Source organism: Deinococcus ficus, from assembly GCF_003444775.1.
GTDB classification, from domain to species: domain Bacteria; phylum Deinococcota; class Deinococci; order Deinococcales; family Deinococcaceae; genus Deinococcus; species Deinococcus ficus.
This window is the reverse complement of sequence record NZ_CP021081.1, coordinates 1,676,027-1,699,170: the sequence shown is the minus strand read 5'-3', so window position 1 is coordinate 1,699,170 and position 23,144 is coordinate 1,676,027. Positions and strand designations below refer to the sequence as shown.

21 protein-coding genes are annotated in these 23,144 nt (G+C 71.5%); 3 read left to right on the top strand and 18 right to left on the bottom strand.

What is annotated here, in order from left to right:
• Positions 1-68 precede the first annotated feature (68 nt).
• Positions 69-1,115: a 6-phosphofructokinase gene (pfkA, locus tag DFI_RS08285; protein WP_022801775.1), complete on the top strand. Its 1,047-nt coding sequence runs from the start codon at positions 69-71 to the stop codon at positions 1,113-1,115.
• Between the two features lie 70 nt (positions 1,116-1,185).
• Here the strand turns inward: pfkA and DFI_RS08280 are convergent, their stop codons facing one another.
• The 13 genes from DFI_RS08280 to lepA all read right to left on the bottom strand — a co-directional run bounded on the left by DFI_RS08280 (position 1,186) and on the right by lepA (position 16,021).
• Complete coding sequence (locus DFI_RS08280; protein ID WP_027461748.1) at positions 1,186-2,340, bottom strand: branched-chain amino acid ABC transporter substrate-binding protein; 1,155 nt, start codon at positions 2,338-2,340, stop codon at positions 1,186-1,188.
• Positions 2,341-2,553: 213 nt separating this feature from the next.
• Complete coding sequence (gene ftsZ / locus DFI_RS08275) at positions 2,554-3,621, bottom strand: cell division protein FtsZ (RefSeq protein WP_027461747.1); 1,068 nt, start codon at positions 3,619-3,621, stop codon at positions 2,554-2,556.
• Between the two features lie 141 nt (positions 3,622-3,762).
• Positions 3,763-5,106 carry a cell division protein FtsA gene (gene ftsA, locus DFI_RS08270; protein WP_027461746.1) on the bottom strand — a complete coding sequence of 448 codons (1,344 nt, stop codon included), beginning with the start codon at positions 5,104-5,106 and terminating at the stop codon, positions 3,763-3,765.
• 11 nt (positions 5,107-5,117) lie between these two features.
• Positions 5,118-5,855 (bottom strand): cell division protein FtsQ/DivIB, encoded by a 738-nt coding sequence (locus tag DFI_RS08265; RefSeq protein WP_244940254.1) that lies wholly within the window; start codon positions 5,853-5,855, stop codon positions 5,118-5,120.
• Entirely contained in the window at positions 5,848-6,798 is a 951-nt protein-coding gene (locus tag DFI_RS08260) for a UDP-N-acetylmuramate dehydrogenase (protein ID WP_027461744.1), read from the bottom strand. The genes DFI_RS08265 and DFI_RS08260 overlap by 8 nt, the downstream gene beginning before the upstream one ends.
• Entirely contained in the window at positions 6,795-8,240 is a 1,446-nt protein-coding gene (gene murC / locus DFI_RS08255) for a UDP-N-acetylmuramate--L-alanine ligase (RefSeq protein WP_027461743.1), read from the bottom strand. Before murC ends, DFI_RS08260 begins: the two co-directional genes overlap by 4 nt.
• An 88-nt stretch (positions 8,241-8,328) precedes the next feature.
• Positions 8,329-9,534, bottom strand: a complete 1,206-nt coding sequence (gene murG, locus DFI_RS08250; protein WP_022801782.1) for an undecaprenyldiphospho-muramoylpentapeptide beta-N-acetylglucosaminyltransferase — start codon at positions 9,532-9,534, stop codon at positions 8,329-8,331.
• Positions 9,535-9,632: 98 nt separating this feature from the next.
• On the bottom strand, positions 9,633-10,406 hold the full coding sequence (locus tag DFI_RS08245; RefSeq protein ID WP_027461742.1) for an AIM24 family protein: 774 nt from the start codon (positions 10,404-10,406) through the stop codon (positions 9,633-9,635).
• Between the two features lie 41 nt (positions 10,407-10,447).
• A complete protein-coding gene (locus DFI_RS08240) occupies positions 10,448-11,629 on the bottom strand; it encodes a pyridoxal phosphate-dependent aminotransferase (RefSeq protein ID WP_027461741.1) in 1,182 nt (393 codons plus the stop codon).
• Between the two features lie 63 nt (positions 11,630-11,692).
• Entirely contained in the window at positions 11,693-12,235 is a 543-nt protein-coding gene (locus DFI_RS08235; protein WP_155864494.1) for a hypothetical protein, read from the bottom strand.
• A gap of 100 nt (positions 12,236-12,335) precedes the next feature.
• On the bottom strand, positions 12,336-12,920 hold the full coding sequence (locus DFI_RS08230; RefSeq protein WP_022801786.1) for a response regulator transcription factor: 585 nt from the start codon (positions 12,918-12,920) through the stop codon (positions 12,336-12,338).
• Positions 12,917-14,011 (bottom strand): sensor histidine kinase, encoded by a 1,095-nt coding sequence (locus tag DFI_RS08225; protein WP_051307401.1) that lies wholly within the window; start codon positions 14,009-14,011, stop codon positions 12,917-12,919. The genes DFI_RS08230 and DFI_RS08225 overlap by 4 nt, the downstream gene beginning before the upstream one ends.
• A 189-nt stretch (positions 14,012-14,200) precedes the next feature.
• A complete protein-coding gene (gene lepA / locus DFI_RS08220; protein WP_043776693.1) occupies positions 14,201-16,021 on the bottom strand; it encodes a translation elongation factor 4 in 1,821 nt (606 codons plus the stop codon).
• 80 nt (positions 16,022-16,101) lie between these two features.
• On the opposite strand from lepA, the gene DFI_RS08215 reads away from it, so the two are divergent.
• Positions 16,102-17,445, top strand: coding sequence for a M28 family metallopeptidase (locus tag DFI_RS08215; protein WP_051307400.1), 1,344 nt, complete (start codon positions 16,102-16,104; stop codon positions 17,443-17,445).
• A 61-nt stretch (positions 17,446-17,506) separates the two neighbouring features.
• Entirely contained in the window at positions 17,507-18,328 is an 822-nt protein-coding gene (locus tag DFI_RS08210; protein ID WP_027461738.1) for a GNAT family N-acetyltransferase, read from the top strand.
• A 7-nt stretch (positions 18,329-18,335) separates the two neighbouring features.
• Here the strand turns inward: DFI_RS08210 and DFI_RS08205 are convergent, their stop codons facing one another.
• From DFI_RS08205 to DFI_RS08185, 5 genes are read right to left on the bottom strand one after another with little or no spacing between them, the layout of a single operon-like run.
• Entirely contained in the window at positions 18,336-18,872 is a 537-nt protein-coding gene (locus DFI_RS08205; protein ID WP_027461737.1) for an MOSC domain-containing protein, read from the bottom strand.
• Entirely contained in the window at positions 18,869-19,528 is a 660-nt protein-coding gene (locus DFI_RS08200) for a ribonuclease HII (RefSeq protein WP_043776692.1), read from the bottom strand. Before DFI_RS08200 ends, DFI_RS08205 begins: the two co-directional genes overlap by 4 nt.
• A gap of 29 nt (positions 19,529-19,557) precedes the next feature.
• On the bottom strand, positions 19,558-20,643 hold the full coding sequence (locus DFI_RS08195; protein ID WP_027461736.1) for a sensor histidine kinase: 1,086 nt from the start codon (positions 20,641-20,643) through the stop codon (positions 19,558-19,560).
• A 1-nt stretch (position 20,644) separates the two neighbouring features.
• Positions 20,645-21,310: a winged helix-turn-helix domain-containing protein gene (locus DFI_RS08190; RefSeq protein ID WP_027461735.1), complete on the bottom strand. Its 666-nt coding sequence runs from the start codon at positions 21,308-21,310 to the stop codon at positions 20,645-20,647.
• Between the two features lie 34 nt (positions 21,311-21,344).
• Positions 21,345-22,892, bottom strand: a complete 1,548-nt coding sequence (locus DFI_RS08185) for an AMP-binding protein (RefSeq protein WP_027461734.1) — start codon at positions 22,890-22,892, stop codon at positions 21,345-21,347.
• Positions 22,893-23,144 lie beyond the last annotated feature (252 nt).

The window sequence follows — 23,144 nt, the reverse complement described above, 5'->3', positions numbered from 1 at the left end:
GCCCGGGCCGCTACACTGAACGCGGCGCGGAATTGCCCGCTCCGAGCACGCAAGAAAGGGAACCTGCCATGACTGACGCGACCCCCCCCCAGACGGCCCCCCACCCCCTCCTCGACCCGGGCGCCTGCGCCTCGCCGAACCCGGCCGGGGTGCGGCGCATCGCCGTGCTCACCAGCGGCGGCGACGCCCCCGGCATGAACGCCGCCATCCGCGCCGTCGTCCGCACCGCGTCCCACCAGGGCATCGAGGTGGTCGGCGTCCGGCGGGGCTTCGCCGGCCTGCACCGGGGCGAACTGGGCCTGCTCGGCCCGCGCGACGTGGCGAACATCATCCAGCGCGGCGGCACCACCCTGCTCACCGCCCGCAGCCGCACCTGGCGCACCCCGGAAGGCCGTGCGCTGGGCGCGAAGTACCTGCGGGAGTGGGACGTGGACGGCCTTGTCGTGATCGGCGGGGACGGCAGTTTCCACGGCGCGCACTTCCTGCAGGAAGAGCACGGCATTCCCGTGATCGGCATTCCCGGCACCATCGACAACGACCTGTACGGCACGGACTACACCATCGGGTACTTCACGGCGGTGGAGACGGCTCTGGACGCGGTGGACAAGCTGCGCGACACCGGCGCCAGCCACGAGCGGATCTTCGTGATCGAGGTGATGGGCCGCCACGCCGGGCACATCGCGGTGGACGTCGCGGTGGCCGGCGGCGCCGAGGAGGTCTTCATTCCCGAGGACGGCAAGCCCGTCTCGGACGTGGTGCAGACCGTCCAGGAGAGCGTCGCCAAGGGCAAGCGCGGCAGCATCATCATCGTCGCCGAGGGGTACGCCGGGGGCGCGCAGGCGGTCGGGGACGCCATCACCGCCGGCACCGGCCTGGAAACCCGCGTGACCATCCTGGGCCACATCCAGCGGGGCGGCACGCCGGTCGCCAGCGACCGCATCCTCGCCAGCCGCCTGGGCGAGGCGGCCGTGTTCGCGCTGATGGAAGGCCGGCGCGGCGAGATGGTGGGCACCACCTGCGGCCAGATCACGCACACGCCCCTGCACGTGACCTGGGAGCGGAGCAAGGACGTGAACCGCGACCTGTACCGCTGCGCCAAGACCCTCAGCGTGTAAGACCTACAGGACGGGGCGCCCGGGCTGGACCACGCATGGTCGGCTCGGGCGCCCCTCCGCCTGAACGCCGTTACGGCTTGGGCGGTTTCACGGTCACGGTGGTACTCAGGGTGGCCTTGCCGCCGCTCACCCGGATCACGTACAGCTTCGCGGCCTTGCGGTCCCCGGCACTGTTGAACTGCACCGGCCCGGACAGCAGCCCGGCGCCGTAACTGCCCCTGCGGACGGCGCTTTCCACCTGCGCGCGGCTGGGCAGTTTGTTTCCCGCCGCCTTCACCGCGTTCAGGACGCCCTGCGCCACCACCCGCCCGGCGTCGTACGCGGACACCGCGTAGGGCTGCGCGTCGGCCTTGTACGCGGCCTTGAAGCGCTGCCCGAAGGCCTTCGTGGCCGGCTGGGACTCCACGGGCGCGGCGATGGTCGTGTAGTACACGTTGTCCGCCGACTTCCCGGCAATCTTCGCGAGTTCACTGGCGTCGAACCCGTCCCCGCCGACCATCGGCAGGGTCAGGCCCGCCTCGCGCAGCTGTTTCAGGAACACGCCCGCCTGGCTGTAGATGCCGCCGAAGTAGATCGCGTCCGGCCGGCGGAGCTTGATCTTGGCGATCAGGCTGGAGAAGTCGCTTTTCTCCTCGGTGCCCTCGTTGGTGATCACCTTCACGCCGCGGGCCGTGAGGCGCTTGGCGACCTCCCCGGCCAGCCCGGCGCCGTAGGCGGTGCGGTCGTTGATGATGTACACGCTTTTGGCCTTCAGCGTTCCCGCCAGGAAGTCCGCGCCGGCCGGGCCCTGCGCGTCGTCGCGCGGCACGATGCGGTTCACGTTGCTCAGGCCGCGGTCCGTGAACTCGTTCGCGGTGCTGCTGGAGGTCACCATCGCCAGCCGGGCGGGCCGGAGCGCCAGACTCACGGGAATGGACACCCCGCTGTTCACGGCCCCCACGACCGCCAGGAAGGAGCGGTCCGCGGCGATCTTGCGGGCCACGGCCGTGCCGGTCGCCGGATCGGCCTGGTCGTCGTACGGCACGAGTTGCAGGTCAAACCCCAGTTTCTTGAACTGCGCCTTGTACTCGTTCACGGCCATGCGGGCACCGTCGCGCTGCTGCGTGCCGATGAAGCTCTGCGGGCCGGAGAGCGGGCCGATGGTCGCGATCTTGATGATGGTCAGGGCGCCGGCCTGGCCCAGCGTGAGGGCCGCGGCGAGCAGCAGGGTGCGGGATGCGGTCATGAGGTCTCCTTCGAAGCGTCCCCAATCGGGGCAGCGCCGGGGCGGATAGGTCGGGCCTCCACGCCGGGTGCGCGGAAGACAGCAGGGGAGGGGCGAGCCTACCCCGCGCCTCCCCGCCCGAACGTGGTCCGCCTGACCTTGACCGGGTGCCTGGGAAAGGAGAAGAGCCGGAAGCAGATGCTCCGGCCCTCTGGAATGTTTGTAATGCCCGAATCAGTCGACGTTGCGCAGGAACGCGGGAATGTCGTAGTCCTTGGGGTCGTACGCGCTGACCGAGCCGCGTTTGGTCGTCACGATCGTCTCGATGCTGCTGCCGCGCCCGCCGATCCCGCTGGCAATGCTGACCGGCGTGTCGTTGAACCCGGTGGCGATCACGGTGACGCGCACCTCGTCCCCGGCCGCCTCGTCGGGCGTGATGCCGAACAGGATGTCCGGGTCCTCGAAGCTGGTCGCCTCGCGGATCTTCTCGACGATCTCGTTGGCGTCGTTCATGCTCAGGTCGTAGCTGCCGGTCACGTTCACCAGGATGCGGCGCGCACCCTCGATGCCGCGTTCCAGCAGCGGGCTGTGAATGGCGCTCATGGCAGCTTCCTCGGCAAGCTTCTCGCCGCGGCCCGCGCCGATGCCCATCAGGACCGTGCCGCTGTTCGCGAGCAGGTTCCGGACGTCCGCGAAGTCCAGGTTGATCATGCCCTCGACGTTGATGACGTCGCTGATGCCTTTCACGCCGTAGTACAGCACGCGGTCGGCGGTCAGGAACGCCTCGCGGAAGCTGACCTTCTTGTCCACGGCGCTGAGCAGCTTCTCGTTGTTCACGACGATCATGCCGTCCACGCGTTCGGCGAGCTTGCTGATGCCTTCCTCGGCGACGCGCAGGCGCTTGGGGCCCTCGAACTTGAAGGGCCGGGTCACGATGGCGACCGTCAGCACGCCCATCTCGCGGGCGATCTCGGCCACGACAGGCGCGCTGCCGGTGCCGGTCCCGCCGCCCATGCCGGCGGTGATGAACAGCATGTCGGTGCCGTCCAGGTACTCCTTGATGCGCTCGCGGTCTTCCAGGGCCGCTTTCTCCCCGATTTCCGGGTCGGCGCCGGCGCCCAGGCCGCGGGTCAGGCGGTCACCGAGCTGGATGCGGACTTCCGCGTGACTCTTGGCGAGTACCTGTGCGTCGGTGTTCCCGGCGATGAACTCGACACCTTCGAGTCCCGATTCGATCATGCGGTTCACGGCGTTGTTCCCCGCCCCGCCCAAGCCAATCACGCGAATTCTGGCCGCTTGCATCATGTCTCCTTACGACACGGCAGTCCCCGGATGTGCGTTGGGGGCCGTGATAACTCGGGGTAGTGTACCGCACCCGCCCGGCTAGTGAGGGTCGCAGTGACCCGCCGGCCGGGCGGAGACCGGAGTGCGCCGCGGCGCGTGTTACATCCAGTCCTTGAACATGTTCCGCAGGCGGTCCACGAGGCTCACGCCGTCCTTCTTCGGGGCCGGGGCGGGCGGGGGCGGAGAGACCACCACCGGCGCCACGCCCGTGCCCGCCGCAGCGTCCGGGACCGGCACTGCCGGGGGGACCGGCGCGGCCGGCTGGGGCGCTTCCGTGAACACGCTGGCCGGCACCTTGCCGTCCTCGCCGATGCCGTACAGCACCAGGCCCACGCTCGCGGCGTGCGCGGGGCCGCTCACGATATCCGTGAGGCCCCCGATGCCGCGGGGCTGCCCCACCCGCACCGGCAGGCGGAAGCGGTCCCGGGCGAGGTCCGGCGTGCCGCGCAGCTGCGCGGCCCCGCCGGTCAGGACGATGCCCTGCGCGACCAGTTCTACGGGTCCGAGGGTGTGGTCGATCTCGTCGCGGATCAGGCTGAAGATCTCACTGAGGCGCGGCTTGATGATCCGCGACAGCTCGAAGGCCGTGATCGCGTGCGTGCTGCCGGAGGCGGTGGTGATCTCCAGCGTGACGTCCTGATCGGCGAGTTCCGGCAGGGCGGCGCCGTAGCGGCGCTTGACGTCCTCAGCCTCCTCCATGGGGATCTTGAGGATCTGCGCAAGGTCGGCGGTGACGTGCTCACCGCCGATGGGAATGCTGGCGCTGTGCGCGAGGTTCCCGCGTTTGAACACGCCGACGTCGGTGGTGCCGCCGCCCATGTCCACCACGATCACCGTCTGCGCCTGCTCGGCCGCTTCCAGCGTGGCGAGGCCAGAGGCCAGGGAGTGCAGCACGAAGCCCTCCACCCGCAGTCCGGCCTCCTGCACGCAGCGGCGCAGGTTCAGCAGCGGTCCGGCGGTGCCGGCCACGATGTGGACGTCCACCTCCAGGCGCACCCCGTGCATCCCGACCGGGCTCTTGATGCCCTCCTGGCCGTCCACCACGTACTCCTGTGGGAGGGTGTGGATGATCTCCAGGTTGGGATCGAGCGGCACCGCGCGGGCATTCTCGATGGCGCGGTCCACGTCCCCGGCGTTGATCTCCTGGTTGCGGCGGATGGCGGCCAGTCCGTGACTGGTGATCGCCTTGGCATGGTTGCCGGCGACCGTCACGTACACGCTGCCGACCCGCACGCCGCTGACGCGTTCGGCCGCCGCCACGCTCTGCCGGATGGCGTGCGTGGCGCGTTCCAGATTCACGACGGCGCCGCGTTTCATGCCCTCGCTGGGCACGCTGCCTTCGCCGATAATGTCCACAGTGCCGTTGTCGGAGACCTCGCCGATCACCGTGGTGATCTTGGTGGTGCCGATGTCCAGGCCCACGATGATAGGACTGTCTTTCATTCCTGTCCCTTTCATTCCTGGACGCTCACCCCCCAGGGGTAGATGCTGATGTGTTGATTTGGGTACATGCTGATGCTCCCAGCATACTTCAGGAGGGAGGGGAGGTCACCGCTCCAGACGGAACCTTTCTCCAGTTTCACGGTCAGGCCCGAGGGCGAATACATGACCGACTGCACATTGTACCCGCGCAGGGCCGACAGCACCCGCAGGGCGTCCGGCAACCGGTCGGGCCCCCACCCGGACACCAGGGGCAGCTTCTCCGTGCCGGTCGCGCCGGGCAGCGCCACCCCGCCCGCCGAGAGCGCCACCACGCGGCCCCCCGGCTCGCGCCAGCGGACCGCCGGGGTGCGCTCCTGCACGGTGATCTCCACCCGGTCCGGGAAGCGCCGGGTCACGACCGCCGACGCCACCCAGGGGCTGTCCAGCAGGCCGCGGGCCCGCCACGCGCCGTAGTACAACCACCCGAATCCTGCCGGCGCGCCGGCCAGGGCCTGCACCCGCTGCGGGCTCAGCATGCGCTGCCCGGAGACCGTCACGGTCCGCACCGGCAGCGCGAACCACGACGCGGCCAGCGCGCCCACGGCGGCCAGCCCCACCAGCGCGCGGGCCCAGCGCGGCCACCCCCGCCGGGGGGATGGGGAAAGCTCGGCCGGGGCGTCCGGCAGGGTGTTCATGGGTTCGGCGGGGGGCACAGGCACCACCCGCTCGTTGCGGGGCAGCGTTCCCTCCGGGCCGGTCACGTCAGGCACGCTCCGGGGCGCTCAGGGCCTGCTCGGGCCACAGTTCGTACTCCAGTTCCATCGCCACGCCCACCCGCTCGCGGATCAGGTGCAGCAGCGCATGCACGTCCGCGGCCGTGGCGCCGCCCAGGTTCACGATGAAGTTCGCGTGGTCCGGGGAGATCATCGCGTTGCCCACCCGCGTGCCCTTCAGGCCCGCCTGATCGATGAGCCGCCCGGCGCTCACGCCGTCCGGGAACTCCGGCGTGCGGGGGTTCTTGAACGCGCAGCCCGGCGTCTTCATCTTCGGCTGGCCCTTGCGGGCGACGTCTGCGTGCTCCATGCGTTCCAGCACGGCCTCCGGGGTGCTGCGCCGCAGCTTCAGGCGCACCTGCGTGACCACGTGGTTGCGGGGAATGCCGCTGTTGCGGTACCCCCAGTTCAGGTCGTCCGGCGTGACCTGCCGCACCCCGGCCGGCGTGACGATCTCGATGGTGTGCAGCCCGTCGAACATCTCCCCGTAGCGGGTGCCGGCGTTCATCCACACCGCCCCGCCCACCTGCGCGGGAATGCCCACCGTGCCCTCCAGGTTGCTCAGGCCCAGTTTCTGGAGCGCGCGGAGCAGGCCGGGGAGGGGCACGCCGCCGCCCACCCAGCCGGTTACCACCCCGTCCCCGGCGCTCAGGGCCGGGTCGAGCTCCAGGTCCCGCTCCGCGAACGGCCCGGACAGCCGGATCACGCGTTCCGGCACGCCCTCGTCCGCGATCACGAGGTTGCTGCCGCCGCCCAGCACGCGGTACGGCTGCTCCATCGCCTCGGCCAGCTGCTCGTGCGTGCCCACGAACCACACCTCGGCCTCGCCGCCCACGCCCAGCGTGGTGAAGCGCGCCAGCGGCTGGCGTTCCACGCGCGCCCCGGTGCGGCTGAGGGCAGCGGGCGGGCGGACAGGAGCGCCCGCGCTGGCGCCCGTCATGCCCGGCCCGCCAGGGTCCGCGCGATCTTCCACACGTCGCCGGCCCCCATGGTCACGATCAGGTCCTCGGGCTGCGCGCTCTCCCGCAAGGCGGTCACGACCTCCTCGCGGTCCGCGTGGTAGGTGACATGCCCGTGCCCCTGGGCGCGCATCCGGTCGCTGATCAGCGTGGCGTGAATGCCGGGAATCGGGTCCTCGGACGCCGCGGCAATGTCCAGCACGAACACCTCGTCGGCGTCCATCAGCGCGTCCGCCAGCCGCGGCCAGCTCTGCTGCGTGCGCAGGAAACGGTGCGGCTGGAACACCACCCGCACCCGGCGCCCGGTCTGCCGCGCGGCCTGCACGGCCGACGCGACCTTCGTGGCGTTGTGCGCGTAATCGTCCACAATCAGCGCGCCCGCGTACTCCCCGACCCGCTCCCAGCGGCGGCCCGGCCCGCGGAAGTCGGCCAGGGCCGCCGCGGCGCGCGTGAAGTCCCCGCCGTACAGGTGCGTGACCGCCAGGGCCGCCAGCCCGTTCAGGACGTTGTGGGTGCCGGGCAGCGCCACCCGCGCCTCGCCGAGCACCGCCTCGCGGAAGGTCACGGTGAAGGTCGTGCCCTCCTCGTCCGGGCGGAGGTCCACCGCGCGGTAATCGGCGCGCTCCGCCTGCCCGTAACGCAGGTGCACGGCCGCGCCGTCGCTCAGCTCGTCCAGGCCGGGCCAGTCGGCGCACGACAGCACCTGCCGGGCCGCGCCCACGAAGCGGCGGAACCCGGCGTGCTGCTCCTCCACCGTGCGCCAGTAGGTGGGCTGGTCGCCGCCCACGTGGTCGTCCTCGGCGTTCGTGAACACCACCGTCTCGCACTGCAAGTCCGCGAAGGCCCGGTCGGACTCGTCCACCTCGGCCACGAACGGCCCCTGGCCCACCCGGGCGTTGCTGCCGAACTCCGGCACGATGCCGCCCACGAACGCGGACGGGTCCAGGCCCGCGCCCTGCATCGCCACCGCCACCATGCTGGTCGTGGTGGTCTTGCCGTGTGTGCCGATCACGCCGACGCTGGGGCCGGCCCGCAGCAGGTCGTCCAGCAGCGCCATGCGCGGCCGGACCTCGATGCCGGCCTCACGCGCAGCCCGCAGTTCCGGGTGGTCCTTCGGCACGGCCTCCGACGCGACGAGCACGTCCACGCGGCCGAACGGGCGCTCGGTCACGTGCGCGGCATCATGGCCGGGCGCGACCGGAATGCCCTCGGCCTTCAGTTGCGCGGTCAGGTCGGTGGACGAGGCGTCACAGCCGCTCACGGTGTGGCCGCGGGCACGCAGCAGCCGCGCGAAGGCGCTCATGCCGATCCCGCCGATGCCCAGCAGGTGATAGTGCAGGCCCGAGTGGCCGGCAGTGGAATGGACGGCCGCGTCAGGCGCGCCGGTCGGAACGGATTCAGAAGCAGGGAGGGATTCAGTCATGGCAGGTCACATGGAAAAGATCAGGGAGAGGGGAGGTGCAGGGCGGCCGGTGGAACCGGTTCACGTCCACTGGCCGCTCCCCGGGCACTCAGTCCGCCCGGGGGCCGGACAGCTGGGCCTCGATCAGGTCCGCGAAGCGCGCGGCCGCGCCCACCTGCGCCCGGGCCCGCGCCGCAGCCTGCATGGCCGCCCGCCGGCGCGGTTCGGCACACTCTAACACCGCCGGTCCCAGCGTTCCCTGCGCCTCCCGCTGCTCCACCACGACGCCCGCCCCCGCCGCCTCCACGCTCTTGCCGTTGTGAAACTGGTGGTTTTCCGAGGATTCCGGCAGGGGCACCATGACCAGCGGCACCCCGTGAAACGCGGCCTCCGCCAGGGTGCTGGTGCCCGCCCGGGTGATCGCCAGGTCCGCCACCGACCACGCCGCCACGGCGTCCACGTACCCGACCGGGTGGTACCACTCCAGGTCCTTCACGCCGGGCGCCACCTCCGGCAGCCAGCGCGGTCCGGTGGAGTGCAGCACCTGCACCGCCGCGCCGCCCGTGCCCGGCGCGGCGTGCGTGCCGTGCACGAAATCCAGGTCGATGGCCGGCAGGTGGTGGCCCGTCTCGCTGACCCGGGTGCCGCGGCCCGCGCCGGTCGCGTCCAGCAGGCCCTCGGCGCCCAGCACGTGCCGCAGCGTGTCCGGCACGGTGTTGTTCAGGAACAGCGACCCCTGCGACCCGCCCATCACGAAGATCGTGAGCGGGCCCTCGCGCAGCTTCAGGCGGGCCAGCGCCTCGGCGCGGTCCAGGCGGTCCTCGCGCACCGGCATGCCCACCAGCGTGGCCCGGGCCGGGTCCAGGCCGATCACGGTCTCGTACGCCGTGCCGATCGCCCGCGCCTGCCGGACCGCCAGCCGCTGCGTGAGGCCCAGCCGGGCATTCTGCTCGTGCAGCACCGTGGGAATCCGCAGGCTCTGCGCGGCCAGCACGCCCGGCAGGCTCGCGAAGCCCCCGTACCCCACGACCACGCCCGGCCGGCGCTGCTGCAGCACCCGCCGCGCTTCCAGGATGCCCTTCCCGGCGCGCAGCAACTCCCGCGGGTCCGGGCGGCCCTGCCCGCTGCGCGCGAGCTTCCCGGCGTCCACGCCCACGAACTCCAGGTCCTGTTCGCGGGCGACGCGTTCCTCCATGCCGCCCCGCTGCCCCAGCAGCAGCGCCGTGTGGCCCCGCCGGACCAGTTCCCGGGCGGTCGCCACCGCCGGGTAGATGTGGCCCCCCGTGCCACCTGTCGCCATCACCACGAGACTCATTGCCCGGAAGTGTAGACCCTGACGCCCGCCGGCAGGGCCGGAACGCAGAACGTGGACCCCGGTCAGGGGCCCACGCGCAGGGAAGTGACCGCTGAGGTTCAGTCGAACAGGTCGCCGATGGTCCGGCCGATCCCGCCGCCGTGGCTGTCGTCGCTGCCGAGCATCCCGGCCTCGAACTCCTCGTACGGCTGCACCACCACGAACCCGTCTCCCTGGAACGCCATCTGGTAGGTCTCCCCGCCGCCCCGGCCCAGGATGCTGCGCAGCGAGGAATCCATCCGCAGCTGCGGCTGCAGGTTGCCGCTCCAGGCGATGGTGGCGTTCGGGTCGGTGAACACCGGCTCGTTCGGCGTGACCCGCAGCGTCAGCGGCTTGCCGTGCGACAGGATCGCCACCATGCCGTGCCCCTGCACCCGCACGCTGAAGAGCCCCCCGGCCGCCATGCCGGCCATGCGGCGCATCATGGTGATGTCGTACTGCACGCTGTCCTCGAAGGCGAGCAGGTCGTTGCCGTTCACGTTCAGGCTGTCCCCGGCGAGGCGCAGGATCTGGATTTCCTTGCCCTGGTCGGCCAGGTACGCCACGCCGCGGCCCTCGATCTTCGCCAGGGGGCTCATCTCCTGCGTCACGGCGCGTTTCAGGGCCTTCATCAGCCCGCCTTCCAGAGTGCCCTCACGCTTGAAGCTGAGGTTGCCCTTGTAGGCGATCATGGCGCCCAGCTTGCTCCAGATGCGGGTGCCGTTCACCTTCACTTCCAGCATCTTGCTGGACTCCAGCTCGAAGACCTCGCCCGGGTTGTCCCGCTCGGCGGTCTGCGCGATGAAGTCACGGAGGCTGTACGTGCCGTCCTGGCCGGGGTGCATGTTCGTCATACGCCCAGGTTACGACGCGCCCCGCCCAAAGGTTCCCATCGTCACCTTGGTAGCGCGCCCTCGATCCGGGCCAGCACCTCCCGCAGCGTGTCCAGGCCCGCGGCGTAACTCAGGCGCACGTGCCCCGGCGCGCCGAAGTCCGTGCCGGGCACCACCGCCACCCGCGCCTCCTCCAGCAGAATCCGGGCGGCCTCCAGCTCGTCCGGGTGCAGCACGCGCGTGTCCGCCAGGGCGTAGAAGGCGCCCTGCGGCGTGGGCGTGGGCAGGCCCAGCGCGTTCAGGCCCGCGACCAGCAGGTCCCGCCGCGCCCGGTACGCCGCGCGCGCCGACTCGACGAACGCGGCCGTCTGCGCGTGCTCGGTCAGGGCGGCCAGCGCCGCGTACTGGCTCACGCTGCACGCATTGCTGGTGCTCTGCGACTGCAGGGCGTTCATGGCCGCGATCACCGCCCGCGGGCCCCCCGCGTACCCGATGCGCCACCCGGTCATCGCGTAGGCCTTGCTCGCCCCGTTGATGGTCAGCGTGTGCTCCGGCGCGAAGGTCCCGATGCTGACCTGCTCGGCGTCGTACACCAGATGCTCGTAGATCTCGTCGGTCACGATCATCAGTCCGTGTCGCACCGCGAGGTCCGCCACCGCGCGCAGCACGTCCGGCGGGAACACCGCGCCGGTGGGATTGCCGGGGCTGTTCAGCACGATCATCCGCGTGCGCGGGGTGATCCTTGCCGCCAGCGCCTCCGGGTCCAGCACGAACCCCGACCCGGCCGTGGTCGGCACCGGCACCGGCACCGCGCCCGTCAGCGCCACCATCTCCGGGTACGACACCCAGTACGGCGCCGGGATCAGCACCTCGTCCCCCGGGTTCAGCAGCGCGAAAAAGGCGTTGAACAGCGCCTGCTTGCCGCCGCTGGTGACCGTCACCTCGTCCGGCGCGTGCGTCAGGCCGTTCTCCCGCCGGAACTTCTCACTGATCGCCTCCCGCAGTTCCGGCAGGCCGCTCACCGCCGTGTACCGCGTGCCGCCCGCCTGCACCGCGCGGACCGCGGCGTCGCGGATGTGGGGCGGCGTGTCGAAATCCGGCTCGCCCACGCTCAGACTGATCAGGTCCACGCCCTGCCGCTTCAGTTCCAGGGCGCGGGACGTGACCGCCACCGTCGCGGACGGCCGCAGCGACCGCGCCCGCCCGGAAAGAGCCCACACCTCAGCCTGCGCCGCGCTGCCCATGCCCTGAACGTAATGCCCCCGGCGCGCCGGCCGGGGGGGACGTGTAGAGGAGAGGTAGACGGGTCAGAACCGCACGGTGAGGCCCACGCTGACGCCCGGCAGGAAGATGAACGCGTTGCGGAAGTCCGTGCCGAACCGCAGGCGGGATTCGGCGTACCAGCCGACCGGGCTGTCCCCGAACGGCCGCTGCACGCCGGCCACCCCGCCCAGCAGCCACGCGGCGCCCAGCACCGTGCCCACACTGGGGCCGGCGTACAGAACGGTGTCGCCGTAGTGCTCGCCGAATAGCACATCGGCGTTCACTACGGGCAGCGGCAGGTTCACGTCCGACAGTGGAACCAGGATGGCTTCCGCGCCCAGGCGCAGGGCCGTGTCCGGCATGACCGGGAAGCTGAAGGCGGCGCTCAGGCCAGGAAGTATATACACCTCGGTGGCCGGGCCGCCCCACAGCGTGGCGGTCGTGAAGATCGTGTCCGGGGTGCTCAGGTCCGGCAGGGCGTTCAGATCGGGGCTGGAGGTGGTCGGTGCGGCGGTGGACGCTTCGCTGCCCTGTGCCAGGGCAGGGGAGGCCAGCAGCAGGCAGCCCAACAGCAGAGCTCTTTTCATGAAGCTCATATTAAGGCCGTGGTGGCAACCGGGCTGCCTCATCTGACCGGAATCGCCAAGCGCCCCGGACCATATGGTCCGGGGCGCTCCATGCCGCCTCTCAGTTCAGCAGACCGATGCTGCGGGCGCGGCTCACCGCTTCCGTGCGGTCCCCGGCGTTCAGTTTCGAGTACAGGCGCGCGAGGTGGTCCTTGACCGTGTCGGGGCTGACGCCCAGGTTCTTGGCGATCTCCTTGTTGCTGTACCCCAGCGCCAGCAGGGGCAGCACCTCGGACTCGCGGGGGGTCAGGCGCGGCACGTCCACCTGCGGCAGGCGGTCCACGTCCGGGTGGGCCACGATGTCACGCAGCTGCCGGGCCAGGGATTCCGGATCGGTTTCCTTGCTGACGTACCCGCGCGCGCCGGCGGCCCGGGCGGCCTGCACGATGGCCGGCTCGGTGAAGGTCGTGATCAGCACGCCGACCACCTCCGGATGCAGGACGCGCAGCTTCTCGCACACCTCGATGCCGGTCATGCCGGGCATCTTGACGTCCAGGAGGGCGGCGTCCGGCTGCCAGCGGCGGCAGGCGTCCAGGGCACTGACGCCGTCGCTGGCTTCGGCGACCACGTCGAAGCCCTGCTGGATCAGGGCGTATTTCAGGCCCATGCGGAAGAGGGGGTGGTCATCGGCGATCACGATTCTCATGGTTGAACCTCCGGGAGCACGACCGTGAACGCGCTGCGGGCCACGTCGTCGGGAAAGGAAGCGGGAACAGGAAGGGCGGACGGAGAAGCGGGACGGGAAACGGCAAGGGGTGAGAGGGGTTCACGGTGGTAGGTGAGCTGCGCGCCGTGCGCCTCGGCGATGCGGCGGGCGATAAACAGCCCTAGGCCGGCGGTACCGGACGTGTACTGCTGCCCGGCGATCAGGGTGGGCTGGGCGTTGAACGGTTGCGCGAGGTTCTCGAGCGGGGCGCTCAGGCCGGGGCCGTCGTCCAGCACGCTCAGGCCGCGGGTGTCCACGCGCAGTTCGATGTGCGCCCGGGCGTAGCGCAGCGCGTTGTCGAGCAGGTTCATCACCGCGCGCTCCAGCACGCCCCGGTCCACGCTGGCGTGCCCGTGCCCGGTCACGACCAGGGTCAGGCCGCGGGCCTGCACGCGCGGCTGCACGCGCCGGGCCACGTCGTCCAGCAGGGCGCGCAGGTCGGTGGGGGCCGGCTGCACCTGCACGTCCTCCCGCTCGAAGCGGTGCGCGTCGGCCATCTGCTGCACCAGCTGCAGGAGCCGTTCGGTTTCCTGCGTGATCTGGGCGCCCACCTCGCGCCGTTCGGCGTCCGGGAGGGGCAGCGTGGTCAGCGCCTGCGTGAGGTGCCCGGTGGCGATCAGGGGCGTTTTCAGGTCGTGCACCAGGGTCGCGATGAAGGCGTTGCGGCGCTGCTGCTCGGTGCCCAGGCGGCCCACCAGGCCGGTGAAGGCGCCGCGCAGCGCGACGATCTCGGCCGGGTCGTCGGCGTGCGCCCCGCCGATCTCGCCGGCCCGGATCTCCTGGGCCAGGCGGCTGAGGGAGCGCAGCAGCGCGCCGCTGAGGAAGTACCCGATCAGGGCGCACAGCACCCCGACCAGCGCCATCCACAGCACCAGCGATTCCAGCGGCCAAGCGCTGCCGGCACTCAAAGTAAGCACCAGATTCGGCAGGAAGGCCAGGAGGAAGATCACCAGCGTGAACTGTGCCCGGAGCGTCAGCGGCCGCCGCCTGGGGGAGACCAGGGGCGCCGGGACGGACGGCGGGGGGTTCACGCTTCTCAGACTAGGCCCGTTCCTATGACAGAACCCTCACGTGGCCTTCAGGCGCCCGATTGTCAAGCCCGCCCCCCGAAACGTAAAGAACCCGACATGACGGGCCGGGGTCAGTGGGAGGCCTGCAAGGGCCGGCCCGGTGAGGCTGCGTGCATCCACCGGGCCGGCCCTGTTCCGATCACTTTCGCCTTATTCCTCGGTGCTCAGCACCGCCAGGAACGCCTCCTGCGGGACCTCCACCGTCCCGAACTGCTTCATGCGGGCGCGGCCCTTCTTCTGCTTTTCCAGCAGCTTCTTCTTGCGGCTGATGTCCCCGCCGTAACACTTGGCGAGCACGTCCTTGCGGTAGGCCTTCACGGTGGCGCGCGCGATGATCTTCCCGCCGATCACGGCCTGCACCGGCACCGGGAACATCTGCCGCGGGATCACGTCGGCCATCTTGTCCACGATCTTGCGGCCCAGCGAGTACGTCTTGGTGTCGTGCACGATCACGGCCAGCGCGTCGATCACCTCGTTGTTCACCATGATGTCCACCTTGCGCAGGTCGCCCTCGCGGTACCCGATCTGCTCGTAGTCCATGCTGGCGTACCCGCGCGAGATGCTTTTCAGGCGGTCGTGGAAGTCGTACAGGATCTCCGCGAACGGCACCTCGTAGATCAGCTCCACGCGCCCGTGGTGCCCCAGGTAGTTCATGGTCTGCATCACGCCGCGGCGCTCCTGCAGCAGCTGCATCACGGTGCCCACGTACGTCTCGGGCAGCATGATGTGCAGCTTGATGTACGGCTCCTCGATCAGGGTGATGCGGTCCCGGGTGGGGAATTCGGCCGGGTTCTGCGTCTCGAAGATCTCACCGTTCGTCAGGGTCACGCGGTACACCACCGCGGGCGCCGTGGCGATCAGGTCCAGGTCGTACTCGCGTTCCAGGCGTTCCTGAATGATCTCGGCGTGCAGCAGACCCAGGAACCCGCAGCGGAACCCGAAACCCAGCGCCTCGGACGTCTCCGGCTCGAAGCTGAAGGCCGCGTCGTTCAGCTTCAGTTTCTCCAGCGCCTCGCGCAGCTTGCGGTAGTCCTCGGTGTCGGTGGGGTACAGGCCCGAGAACACCACCGGCTGCGCGGGCTTGAAGCCCGGGAAGGGCTCGTCGGTGGGGTGTTCGCGGCTGGTTAGGGTGTCGCCCACCTGCGCGTCGTGAATGTCCTTGATGCCGGCCGCCACCCAGCCCACGCTACCGGCGATCAGTTCCTGCCCCACGACCAGCCCGGGGGTGAAGGTGCCGACCTTGTCCACGTCGAAGTCCTTGCCGTTGCTGAACATCCGGATGGCGTCCTTGGGCCTCAAGGTGCCTTCCAGCACGCGCACGAACAGGATCACGCCCTGGTACGCGTCGTAGAAGGAATCGAAGATCAGGGCCTTGAGCGGCGCGTCCGGGTCGCCGGTGGGCGGCGGGACGTGCTTCACGATCGCTTCCAGGATCTCGGGCACGCCCTGCCCGGTCTTGCCGGACGCGAACACCGCGTTGTCCGACGGAATGCCGATCACTTCCTCCAGTTCCGCCGCGGCGCCTTCCGGATCGGCGGCCGGCAGGTCGATCTTGTTGATGACCGGCACGATCTCCAGGTTGTTGTCGATGGCGAGGTACGCGTTCACGATGGTCTGCGCCTCGACGCCCTGCGAGGCATCCACGAGCAGCAGCACGCCCTCGCACGCCGCCAGGGACCGGGAGACCTCGTAGTTGAAGTCCACGTGGCCGGGCGTGTCGATCAGGTTGAACACGTACCGCTCGCCGCCCTCCTGCACGTACTCCAGCCGGATGGGGGTGGACTTGATGGTGATGCCGCGCTCACGTTCGAGTTCCAGCGTGTCAAGCGTCTGGTCGCGCTTGTCGCGTTCGCCCATCGCGCCGAGCTTCTCCAGGATGCGGTCCGCCAGCGTGGACTTGCCGTGGTCCACGTGGGCGATGATGGAAAAATTTCGAATATGGGCGGTGCGCGGGTCGGTCACACCCTCCAGTCTACCGTGTCCCGCCTGGTCCCGCCCGCCACCCGGTCACCCTTGGCAACCGCGCCGCCCCCGCCCGCGTACCCTGAACCATGCTGCCCCGGCGCTCTCCCCGCCCACTGCCCACCAAGCCCGCCCCGCCCGCCTGGAAGCGCGCGCTGCCCGCACTGCTGGCCGCCGGAGCCGTGTGGGCCGGGTGGCAGGAACTGACCCGCCCCCGCAACCCCGCCCTGGCCGAGGCGGCCCGCACCCGCACCACCGCGCAGGACTGGGCGGCCCTGGCGGCCTTAGGGCCCCGCCCGGTCGGCACCCCCGGCCACGACCGCGCCGTGGACTGGCTGGACACGCAGTTCACGGCCCTGGGGTACCACGTCACCCGGCAGGAGGTGACCGCCACCCGGCCCTTCGACCAGGGCGGCACCCTCAAGGCCCCCGGGTTCACCCTGCCGGTCAAGGCCATCTACGGCGCGGCCGGCGGGGAGCAGACTGCCCGACTCGTCCACGTGGACCCGGACGCCACCCCGGACGTGATGGAAGCGCAGGGCCTGCGCGCCCAGCTGGCCCTCACCACCTGTCCGAGCGGAAGCTGGCGGGACCTCGCGGAGCGCGTGAACCGCGCCGGGGGCTTCGGGCTGCTGCTCATCGACGACTGCCCCGGCCGCGCTCTGCAGAGGGTGGACGCCACGCCCTTCCCGCTGGTCACCGTGCCCGCCGCCGAGAAGGCCCGCGTGCTGGCCCTGGCGGGGCAGACCGTCACCCTGACCTCGCGCGTGGAGATCCGCCCAGTCACGGGGCACAACCTGATCGTCCGGCGCGTGAACGCCACCCCGGACCTGCTGTACGGCGCGCACCTGGACACCGTGAACGGCAGCCCCGGCGGGAACGACAACAGCAGCGGCGTCCTGACCGTCCTGAACCTCGCCCGGCAGCACGCCGGCACGCCCACCGCCGACCGCGTGTGGTTCGTGCTGTTCGACCTGGAAGAAGACGGCCTGATCGGCTCCCGGCTGTTCGTAAAGACCCACTCCGCGAAGCTGCGGCCCCTGCGGGCCATGCTGAACTTCGACATGGTGGGCGTGCCGGCCACCCCGCTGAAGGTCGCCGGAGACGTGGACGTGATCCGCACCGCGCAGACCGCCGTGCCCGGCCTGGGCGCCTTCACCGAGGACCCGCCGGGCGGCGTGCAGGACTTCGGCCGCAGCGGCTACCTCACCGGACGCAGCGATCACGTGCCCTTCAAGGGCCTGCGCATCCGCACGCTGTTCTTCCACCGCGGCCTGGACGCGCACTACCACACCCCGCAGGACACCCGGCCCGACCTGACCCTGGTGCAGGACACTGCCGACAAGGCCGCCCGCATCTCTGCCGCGCTGCTCGCCCAGCCGTTCCGGCCGTCCGAATCCTGCGGCATTCAGCAGCGCAACTGCCGGTTCTGACCCCGGCCGGTCCGCCATCCGGCCGATGCCGCGCCCCGGCGGCCCACCCTACCCTGACCGCATGACCGCCTCACCACACACCCGCTCCCTGGGCTACTTCACGGACGTCGCCCTGCGCCGCCACGAGGGCGCCACCGTGACCCGCCACCGGCAGCACACCAGCGTCCAGAGCCCCTTCAACCCCAGCTTCTGGTGGGGGAACTACCTGCTGCTGGACGAGGCGCCCACCGCCGGCACCCTGGACGCCTGGGAGACCGAATTCCGCAGGATCTTCCCGGAGGCCGCCCACACCACCTTCGGCGTGAACCTGCCGGCCGCCGAGCTGACCGACCTGGAGCACCTGCGGGCCCGCGGGTACGGCGCGTACCAGGACACCGTCCTGACCGCCGCGTGCACGCACACCCCCCGCACCCTGAACCGCGACGCGCAGCTGCGCCCCCCAAGCACCGACGCCGACTGGGCGGCCGTGCTGGAGCTGCGCATGGCCGTGAACGCCGCCGACCCGCACGGCCACGCCCCGGACGGGTACCGCACCTTCGCCCAGGGGAAACTCGGCAGTTACCGCCGCCTTCAGGAAGGCGGGCACGGCACGTACCTCGCCGCCTTCGACGACCAGGGCCGGGCGCTGAGCGGCCTGGGCATCTTCGACTGCGGGGACGGCGTGGCCCGCTACCAGAGCGTGGAGACGCACCCGGAGTACCGCGCGCGCGGCCTGGCCGGCACGCTGGTGCACACGGCCGCCGAGTGGGCCCGCGAGCACCACGGAATCCGGCAACTGGTGATCGTCGCCGACCCCGGGTACCACGCCCAGGTGCTGTACGAGAGCGTGGGTTTCGCACCCACCGAAACGCAGACCGGCCTGGAGAAACGCCCCGCCGAGTAACCCCGGGCTACACCCGGTCCAGCGGGCGGTGCGGTCCGGCCGGAAGGACCACCCGCACCGCGTCCCCGGGCCGGACCTCCCCACCCCGCAAGACCACGCCCATCACCCCGGCCTTGCGCACCGGGTTTCCCTGGGCGTCGGTGTCCAGCACCGCCCGCAGTAGCCCCGGCTGGAACGCCTCGATCTGCGCGCAGGGATTGCGCAGGCCCGTGACCTCCACCACCGCCTCCGGCCCCAGGTGCAGCTGCGCGCCGCGCGGCAAGCCCAGCAGGTCCACGCCGCAGGTCAGGACGTTCTCCCCGAGGTCGCCGGGCCGCACCGTGAAGCCCTGCGCGGCCAGTTCGTCCAGCAGTTCGGCGTGAATCAGGTGAACCTGCCGCAGGTTCGGCTGCGTGGGGTCCTGCCGCACCCGCGAGCGGTGCTTCACAGTCGCGCCCGCATGCGCGTCCCCCTCCACGCCCACCCCTGCAATCAGCCGGACAGTCGGGAGAACCGCCTTGCTGAACGTGTGCCCCGGCGCCGCGCTCACCGATTCCACCCTCATTCCGCGTCCCCGAACAGTGGCGCCGGCGCGCCCAGCAGCGCCCGGACCGGCGCGAACGACCGCCGGTGCACCTCCGACACGCCCAGCTCCCGCAGCGCCGCCCGGTGGGCCGGCGCGCCGTACCCCTTGTGCCCCGCGAACCCGTACCCCGGGTGCTGCCCGTCCAGTTCGGCCATCACGCGGTCCCGTTCGGTCTTGGCGAGCAGGCTGGCGGCCGCCACGCTGTAACTCAGGGCGTCCGCCTTCGGGGGTGCACTGAGCGGCACGTCCACCCGCAGCTTCAGGTAATCGGTGACCAGCGCCTGCGGGGCCGGATCCAGCCGCGCCAGCGCCCGCAGCGCCGCCGCGTGCGTCGCGCCCAGGATGTTCAGCCGGTCGATCTCCTCCGGCCAGGCGTGTTCCACCGCCCAGCTCACCGCCACCGCGCGCACCTCGGCCGCCAGGACCTCCCGCTGCGCGGCCGAGAGCTGCTTGCTGTCCCGGAACGGGTAGTCCCGCGCCAGGCCCGGCAGGATCACCGCCGCGACCGTCACCGGACCCGCCCAGGCGCCCCGCCCGGCCTCGTCCACGCCCGCCACGCGGAAGTATCCGCGCCGCCAGTGCTCGCGCTCGAACGCCCAGTCCGGCGTGGTGGAAGGAACGGGGGAAAGGGCCATACCCCGGAGCGTAGCAGCCCCGCCCGCGCCTAGCCGGCCAGCGGCACCGTGAACGCGAACGTGCTGCCCCGCCCCACCTGCGAGGCCACGCTGAGCCGCCCGCCCATCGCCTCGGTCAGGCCGCGTGCGATGGTCAGGCCCACGCCGCTCCCGCCGTCCGCCCGGGCGCGGGCCGCGTCCACCCGGTAGAAGCGCTCGAACACCCGGTCCAGGTGCTCCGGCGCGATGCCCGGCCCGGTGTCCGTCACCTCGACGCGCAGCGCGCCGCCGTCCACCCGCACGCCCAAGCTCACCTGCCCGCCCCGGGGCGTGTGCCGCAGGGCGTTGCCCAGCAGGTTCGTGAGCACCTGCGCCAGCCGCTCCCCGTCGGCCCGCACCGCCGGGAAAGGCCCGGCGGGCACGACCAGTCCCACACCGCGTTCCTCGAACGCCAGACTGAAGCGCTCCTGCACGCCGGCCAGCACCCCCGCCACGTCCAGCCTCTGGAGGCGCAGCTCGATCCGGCCCGCCTCCACGCGCGACACCAGACTCAGGTCCTGCACCAGCCGCTCCATCGCCGCGACCTCCCGCGTGATCGCGCCCGCCGCGTGCTCCGGCGCCATCACGCCGTCCGTGATCGCGTCGGCATACCCGCGCAGCGCCGCCAGGGGCGCGCGCAATTCGTGCGCGACGTTCGAGATCAACTCCACCCGGCCCTGCTCCACCCGCTCCAACCGCTCGGCCATCACGTTGAAGTTGTGCGCCAGGTCGCTCAGCTCGTCGCGGCCGCCGGCCTGCAGCCGGGCGTGGTACTCGCCGGCCGCCAGGGCCTCGCTGCCGGCCCGCAGGGCCTCCACGCCCCGCACCACCCGCCGCGACGACAGCAGCGCCGCCCCGATCGCCACCAGCACCGCCAGCGGCACCGACGCGCCCAGCGCCCGAGTCAGCGTCAGGCGCATGCCGTGCTCCAGGTTCCCGCGCAGTTCCGCCCCGGCCGGACCGAGGGTCTGCACCATCTCGTCCACGTGCGCGCGGTAGAAGTTCGGTGCGAACAGCTCGGCCGCCACGAACAGGCCCGCGACCGCCAGCGCGATCACCAGCAGGTGAGACAGGAGCAGCCGGGGCAGAAAGCGCACGTCAGTCCTCCCGGAAGCGGTACCCGACGCCGCGGACCGTCTCGATGAACCGCGGCGTGTCCGACGTGTCGCCCAGCTTGCGGCGCAGCGCCGTGATGTGCACGTCCACCACCCGCTCGGTGCCCAGGTAGTCGCTGCCCCACACCCGCTCCAGCAGCCGCTCGCGTGGCCACGCCATCCCCGCGTGCTGCGCCAGGGCTGACAGCAGGTCGAATTCCAGCTTCGAGAGTTCCAGGGCCGCGCCGTTCAGGCTGGCCGCCCGCGCCCGCAGGTCGATGCGCAGCCCGCCGCTGACCAGCACGTCCGCCACGCCCACCCGCCGCAGCAGGGCCCGCACGCGGGCCACGACCTCGCGCGGACTGAAGGGCTTGACCACGTAATCGTCCGCGCCGCCGTCCAGGCCGCGCAGCTTGTCCTCCTCCTCACCCCGGGCGGTCAGCATCAGGATCGGCAGGCTGGACCCGCCCGCCCGGACCTCGCGGGCCAGGTCCACGCCGCTCACGCCGGGCAGCATCCAGTCCAGCACCGCCACGTCCGCCCGCGGCAGCAGTTCCCGCGCCTGCCAGCCGTCCCCGGCCTCCAGCACCGTGTGGCCCTCGGCGCGCAGGTACGCGCCCAGAATCTCCAGGATGGCCGGGTCGTCATCCACGATCAGGACGTTGGGCATACCGCTTCAGTGTGGCACGGCCGGGCCCACCCCCTCAGTCCGCGCTGTGCCCCAGGCGCTTGTCCTTCACCTCGGCCCGCAGGACGTGCTTCAGGACCTTCCCGCTGGCGGTCTTGGGCAGGTCGGTGGTGATCACCGCCCGGCGCGGCAGGGCGTACGCCGGCAGGTGCGGCGTGCAGAAGCCCAGGATCTCTCGGCCGGTCACCTGCGCGCCCGGGTGCAGCGTCAGGAACGCGACCGGCTGGTCGCCGTCCTCGCCGGGCGCGGCCACCACCACGGCCTCCCGCACGCTGGGGTGCCGGTACAACACCGCCTCGATCTGCACGCTGGACATCGGGTGCCCGGCCAGTTTCAGCAGGTCGCCCTCGCGGTCCAGGATCTCCAGGCGGTGGTCGGGGTGCAGGACCGCCAGGTCCCCGGTGTGCAGCCAGCCGTTCTTGATGGCGCGGCGGGTCGCGCGGGGGTTCTTGTAGTAGCCCTTCATGACCTGGTTGCTGCGGATCACCACCTCGCCGGGAGTCTGCCCGTCGGCGGGCACGGGCGTGCCGTCCTCCAGCACCACCTGGATCTCGCCGCCGTGCAGCATGGCGTGCCCCTGACGCCGCAGCAGCGCCGCGTCCGCGCCGGGCTGCGCGCCGAGGTCCGTGACGGTCAGCACGGCGCTCGTCTCGGTCAGGCCGTAGCCGTGCAGCACCTCGAAGCCCTGCGCCTGCAGGCCGGTGATCAGCGGCAGGGTGGGGGTCGTGCCGGCCAGCAGCACCCGCACGGGGCGGGGGAGGGGAGCGGCCTGCGGCATGTCGGCCAGTGGGGCCAGCAGGGCGGGCGTGGCCGTCAGGTGCGTCACGGCGGCGAGTTCGGCGCGCAGGTCGGCGGCGCCCAGCGGCTGTGGGCGGGTGGGCAGGACGTGCTCGGCGCCGGCGGCCGTGACCGCCCAGGCCATGCCCCAGCCGTTGCTGTGCGAGAGCGTCAGCGCGTGCAGGTGCGCGTGCCCGGGGCGCAGGTTCAGGTGGTACAGCAGGTTGCACAGGCTGGTGTGCATGTTCCGGTGCGTGAGCATCACGCCCTTCGGGTCGCTGGTGGTGCCGCTGGTGTAGTTCACGCTGATCGGCTGGTCTTCCTTGAGGCCCTCCGGGAGTCGCAGCTCGGCGGGGGCGTGGGTGTCCAGTTCGGCGGCCAGGGCCGCGTCGGGGCCGGTGGCGCGGTAGGGGAGGCGCAGCGCCTCGAGGGTGTGGGCCACGCGGGGCAGCTGCGCGCGGTCCACGAACACGCCCACCGGGTCGGCGTGGCGCAGCAGGAAATTCAGGTCGTGGTCGTCGAAGGCCGTGTTCAGCGGCACGATCACGCCGCCGGCCAGCGGCACGGCGTGGAAGGCGATCAGGGCGTCCAGGGTGTTCGGGGAGACCAGGGCGACGTGCCCGCCGGGGCGCAGGCCGGCCTCATGCAGCAGAGTGACCATCTGCGCCGTGCGGCGGGCGAGCTCCGCGTAGGAGAGGGTCATGTCGCCGCACCGCAGGGCCGTCCGGTCGGCGTGTAGGTGCAGGGCGCGCAGCACGGGCTCCAGAGGGGTCAGGGGCGTGTTCACGTGGGGGCGGCTCCTTGACCGGGCGGGAAGGTCGGGGAGGGGGACACAGGGGACATATCGGGTGGGTTCAGTGTGCCGGACCAGCCCCGGATGATCCTCAATCCACCCCAAATCTGTCTAGCCAACTTTATCAAGAATGAGCAGATCGTCAGAGAAGTCTAGACGAATTTACGGATGAGCCCCGGCCCGACCCCACATAATCAACCCACCGAAAACACACCCGCTGTCCCGCGCCCGGCCCCCTGTCCGGCG